Origin of the sequence: Vibrio sp. V42_P2S4T144 (assembly GCF_009904715.1) — a bacterium.
GTDB lineage: Bacteria > Pseudomonadota > Gammaproteobacteria > Enterobacterales > Vibrionaceae > Vibrio > Vibrio alginolyticus.
The window spans coordinates 1-4522 of record NZ_WXWS01000077.1 but is presented as its reverse complement, the minus strand read 5'-3'; the positions used below and the strand labels follow the sequence as shown (position 1 = coordinate 4522).

At 44.4% G+C, this 4522-nt stretch carries 5 protein-coding genes; 3 read left to right on the top strand and 2 right to left on the bottom strand.

The features are described from left to right. Positions 1–99: 99 nt before the first annotated feature. Entirely contained in the window at positions 100–858 is a 759-nt protein-coding gene (gene cobA / locus CAG68_RS02420; protein ID WP_086047380.1) for a uroporphyrinogen-III C-methyltransferase, read from the top strand. A gap of 16 nt (positions 859–874) precedes the next feature. On the opposite strand, the gene CAG68_RS02415 is transcribed toward cobA, so the two are convergent. After that, a complete protein-coding gene (locus CAG68_RS02415; protein WP_017820187.1) occupies positions 875–1315 on the bottom strand; it encodes a DUF4174 domain-containing protein in 441 nt (146 codons plus the stop codon). Between the two features lie 119 nt (positions 1316–1434). Here CAG68_RS02415 and CAG68_RS02410 point away from each other — a divergent pair, with 119 nt between their 5' ends. Next, positions 1435–1923: a LabA-like NYN domain-containing protein gene (locus tag CAG68_RS02410; protein ID WP_086047381.1), complete on the top strand. Its 489-nt coding sequence runs from the start codon at positions 1435–1437 to the stop codon at positions 1921–1923. A gap of 87 nt (positions 1924–2010) precedes the next feature. Here the strand turns inward: CAG68_RS02410 and CAG68_RS02405 are convergent, their stop codons facing one another. Further along, positions 2011–3342: an anaerobic C4-dicarboxylate transporter gene (locus CAG68_RS02405; protein WP_005376060.1), complete on the bottom strand. Its 1332-nt coding sequence runs from the start codon at positions 3340–3342 to the stop codon at positions 2011–2013. 419 nt (positions 3343–3761) lie between these two features. On the opposite strand from CAG68_RS02405, the gene CAG68_RS02400 reads away from it, so the two are divergent. Next, the gene (locus CAG68_RS02400) at positions 3762–4499 is read left to right on the top strand and encodes a siderophore ferric iron reductase (protein ID WP_042520969.1); all 738 of its coding nucleotides are present in this window, start codon (positions 3762–3764) and stop codon (positions 4497–4499) included. Positions 4500–4522: the final 23 nt, after the last annotated feature.

Here is a 4522-nt window from a genome sequence, read left to right as displayed (position 1 = left end):
ATTTAGCTATAAAAAGTAATAACTCCTTGGGGTGATTTTAACCTTGAGTTAATGACTTGAGTGTTACTTTTTATGTCCAAATTTTCGATAGGCGTTGATATGACTACTGCTCACTCATCTTTAAACAGCGGCTTTATTTCTCTTGTTGGTGCAGGTCCAGGTGATCCTGATTTGCTCACAGTAAAAGGCTTAAAAGCCATTCAAGCGGCTGAAGTTGTTGTATACGACCGTTTGGTGTCGAAAGACATTCTAGAATTGGCTCATGCATCAGCAGAGATGATCTACGTAGGTAAAAAATTAGACTTTCACTGTGTGCCTCAAGATCAAATCAACCAAATCTTGGTGCAGAAAGCACAAGAAGGTAAGCGTGTTGTGCGTCTGAAGGGCGGTGACTCATTTATCTTTGGCCGTGGCGGTGAAGAGTTAGAAGAACTAGCGGAATTTGGTATCAAATACGAAGTGGTTCCGGGTATCACAGCAGCAGCGGGTGCAACGGCTTATGCTGGTATTCCATTAACACACCGCGACCATGCGCAAAGCGTTCAATTCATCACTGGTCACGTACAAAAAGATGGTCGTGAGATTGAGTGGCATTCACTGGCGCAATCCAACAACACGCTTGTGTTCTACATGGGTTTGAAGCAAAGCGGCCACATTATGGATAAGCTGATCACTCACGGCTTAGATCCTGAGATGTCATGCGCCATTATTGAAAACGGTACGCGCCCGGAGCAGCGCGTGTTCCAAGGAAAGTTGAACGAGTTATCGAGCATGGCAGAGCAAGCTGTGAGCCCAGCATTGATTGTGGTTGGTAGCGTTACTCAGCTGCACAACAAATTGGATTGGTTCGCAAAGTAATACTGCCCAGAAGTGACTATATTTTACAGGGGCTTTGTTGCCTCTGCATTTCTTGCTTACGCATAGGCATTTGATCAATGAGGTTGTTGATAAACGGCCAGTCTGTTTCTGCGCCCCAACGGTGCTTTTCTAGACCATCTTTACCAAGCAAAATAGCAGTATGAGAACCTTTTTCGACCGCATAAAGACGAGCTAGCATTTTTAGGTCGAACTCTTCTTTAAGCCAAGCAGGAAAAGTATAACCTTGTTCTGTAATGACCAGTGTGACGACATCTCTGTCTTCCAACTCACACTCATTCATAAGTGTTTCTAGCAAGAATTGTTTGACGTATTCATCATTTTCCGGCGCAAAGTAGAGCACACTTCTATGTGGCCAGTATTTGGAGTGCGCTGGATAACCAAATGCTGTCGATGACAAGATACAAGAAAGCAGTATCACTAGTAACTTTCCGCCCATGACAGTTCCCCTAGAAACCCAAATAACTTTTTATACGTTAAGTTTAGTGGAATTGGCTCATTGTGCTTTTTCCAAAACTGGCATAGGGTAGGCAGCAAATAAATTGAGCGTAGAAATAGATGAGTTCGGAAAGCAAACAAAAAATCGCCATTTTGGTTGATGTACAGAATGTGTATTACACCTGTCGCGAAGCGTATCGAAGCAATTTTGATTACAACCAGTTTTGGTATGTCGCCACACAAGGGAAAGAGGTGGTAAGTGCTCGTGCTTATGCCATCGCGAGTAACGATCCAAAACAACGTCAGTTCCACCATATTCTTCGTGGTGTTGGATTTGAGGTGATGCTTAAACCCTACATCCAGCGTCGTGATGGCAGCTCGAAAGGCGATTGGGATGTGGGTATTACTCTCGATGCAATTGAAATTGCTCCCGAAGTTGAGGAAGTGATTCTAGTTTCGGGAGATGGAGACTTTAGTCTGCTAGTAGAGAGAATTCAGCAGTGCTTCAATAAAACGGTGACCGTTTATGGTGTACCTAAGCTAACATCCCAAACTCTGATTGATTGTGCCGACAATTTTGTCGCGATTGATGACGATTTCTTGCTGTAGTTAATAGTGCAATAAAGAAAGGCGAGTCACTCAGGCTGTACGAAAATGTACAATGACTCGCCTCTAATTTATCGTTGATTTGGCTAGTTACGAAGGAATGATCATTTGCCCTAGCAAGTAACCCAAGCAACACGCACCAATCACGCCGATTAAGCCCACAGACATGAATGAGTGGTTGAAGTACCACTTACCAATCTTAGTTGTGCCCGAGGTATCGAAGTTCACAGTCGCGATATCTGAAGGGTAGTTTGGAATAAAGAAGTAGCCGTATACCGCTGGCATCAAGCCGATAAGCAGCGCAGGTTCCAAACCTAAGCCGAGACCAACAGGCAGCATCATGCGAGCCGTTGCAGCTTGAGAGTTCACCACAACCGACACAATGAATAACGCAAGCGCGAATGTCCAAGGATAGTTGGTTACCATCTCAACGATGCCAGATTTAAATTGAGGCATAGCGTACTGGAAGTAGGTATCTGACATCCATGCAATACCGAAGATAGCAATCGCCGCCACCATACCAGATTTAAATACCACCCCATTTGGTACGTCACGCGGGTCAGTTTTGGTCGCAAGCAAAATGATACCGCCGAAGCAGAGCATCATCATTTGAATCACAACTGCCATGCTGATTGGCTTCGAGCCATCTACGATGGTACGAATGTCTGGCCACATCGCGATAACGACGATAACCAAGATAGAAGCAATGAACAGCAATACAGAGTTACGAGCACTTGTTGGTAGTACTTCATCAAGAGACGTTGCAGTTGTGTTGAGGATTTTTTCTCTCCACACAGGATCTTTCAAACGCTCTTGGTATTCTTCATCGTCGTCTAGCTCTTTACCACGCTTTAGGCTGTAAAGTGACATCAACAACGTACCGAATAGCGTTGCAGGTACAGTAACGAGCAGAATTGAGAGCAGAGTGATCTCGTGTTGAATATCAGAGAGTTGCGCCAAGTAGTAAACTACGGCCGCTGAAATTGGTGATGCCGTGATTGCGATTTGAGAGGCGACAGAAGCGGCAGCCATAGGACGCTCAGGACGAATGCCGTTTTTAAGTGCAACGTCGCCAATGATTGGCATGATAGAGTAAACCGCGTGACCTGTACCAAGTAGGAAGGTCATAAAGTAAGTCACGAACGGAGCAATAAGGGTGACGCGTTTTGGGTTCTTACGAAGCACACGCTCGGCAACTTGCAGCATGTATTTCAAACCGCCAGCGGCTTCAAGAATGGAAGCACATGTTACCACCGCTAAAATGATCAACATGACGGTGACAGGAGGAGAGGTTGGCGGCATCTTAAAGATGAAGACTTCAATCACCAAGCCAATTCCGGATACGACCCCAAGGCCTATACCACCATAACGTGAGCCGATATACAGCATCACGAGCAAAAATAGAAACTCAAGATACAACATGTGGATTTCCTTATTCAAAACAGAGGGCTACATAGCCAAATTACCTCTTTGTATTGTCTCGATATTCAGAAAGAAAATACTTCATGTTGTTCACAATCCGCTGGATAAGAAACAGCAATATTCAATTATTGGCAATAACTCACGCTACACAGGGGAACTGTTAACACAGTTTTATCAGGGTGTTTTTATGCTGTGTATTTTTGCGATCATGTGAGCGTTAAATGCGAAGAGGTTTAAGAGTTTGTTGCTATTCATCGCATACGTAACCAGACCTTACAGTTTCACAGAACGCGGAAATACAGTCATAACTAACCCTAAAGGTGCTTCTTTGTTATGAAAACGCAAAGGATAATAGTTTGCATTGCGATTGGTGCTTGGGTATAAAGGTGTCAGAATGACTACACCAACAATAAGCCATCATGTCTGAGCAATTTTTCCCGCAACTGTTTCAAACTTCGAGTGAGATTACACCTTATCTACACGGTGATATCGGCGAGATAGGGCAAGAAGCTATCCATATCGAGAATGATATCAACCCGATCATCCAAGGCCTTTACCAGCAAATCTCGGAGGCTCATCCGGAAGCGGGAAAAGCATATTGGTTGACAAGAACGTGGGATTTACTTTGTTGGCAGCCAGTTTATGTCGCATTCATCTCTATTTACGGTTACCACACGTTGCCAAACATTCGCGAGATAGCGCAGCACCTCAAACCTTGTTTTGTTTCTGGGTACCGATTCGCCGACGAAGCGCATATACATGGCGAGCCAGAAGCGTTGATAAAAGAGGCGGGGCGTCAAATCCGAGAACTGTTCGACTTCTATCAACAAGAGATGAGTCAATGGACACGCATTCGTCCTGGCTTCACCCATCAATTGATGTCGGACGGAATCATGGCTTGTTTAATTCGTCTCCAACAGCGCTTTCCGCAAATGACTAACTCGACACTTCAGGAGCATGCGGTCTTGTGGCTAAGCGCAATGGGTTTGGATGTTGATAATAGCCGCTCACTTCATGAGACGGAATCTGATCAGCCGCTAAAGTTAGTAAGAAAAAGTTGTTGTTTAGTCTATAAGTGTGAAGGCAGAAAGCTTTGTGCAGATTGTCCTCGTTTAGAGGAAAATCGACAGCTTATGAGCAAGAAGGTTCTTAATTAACATTTATTTAACTTGTGTAACAG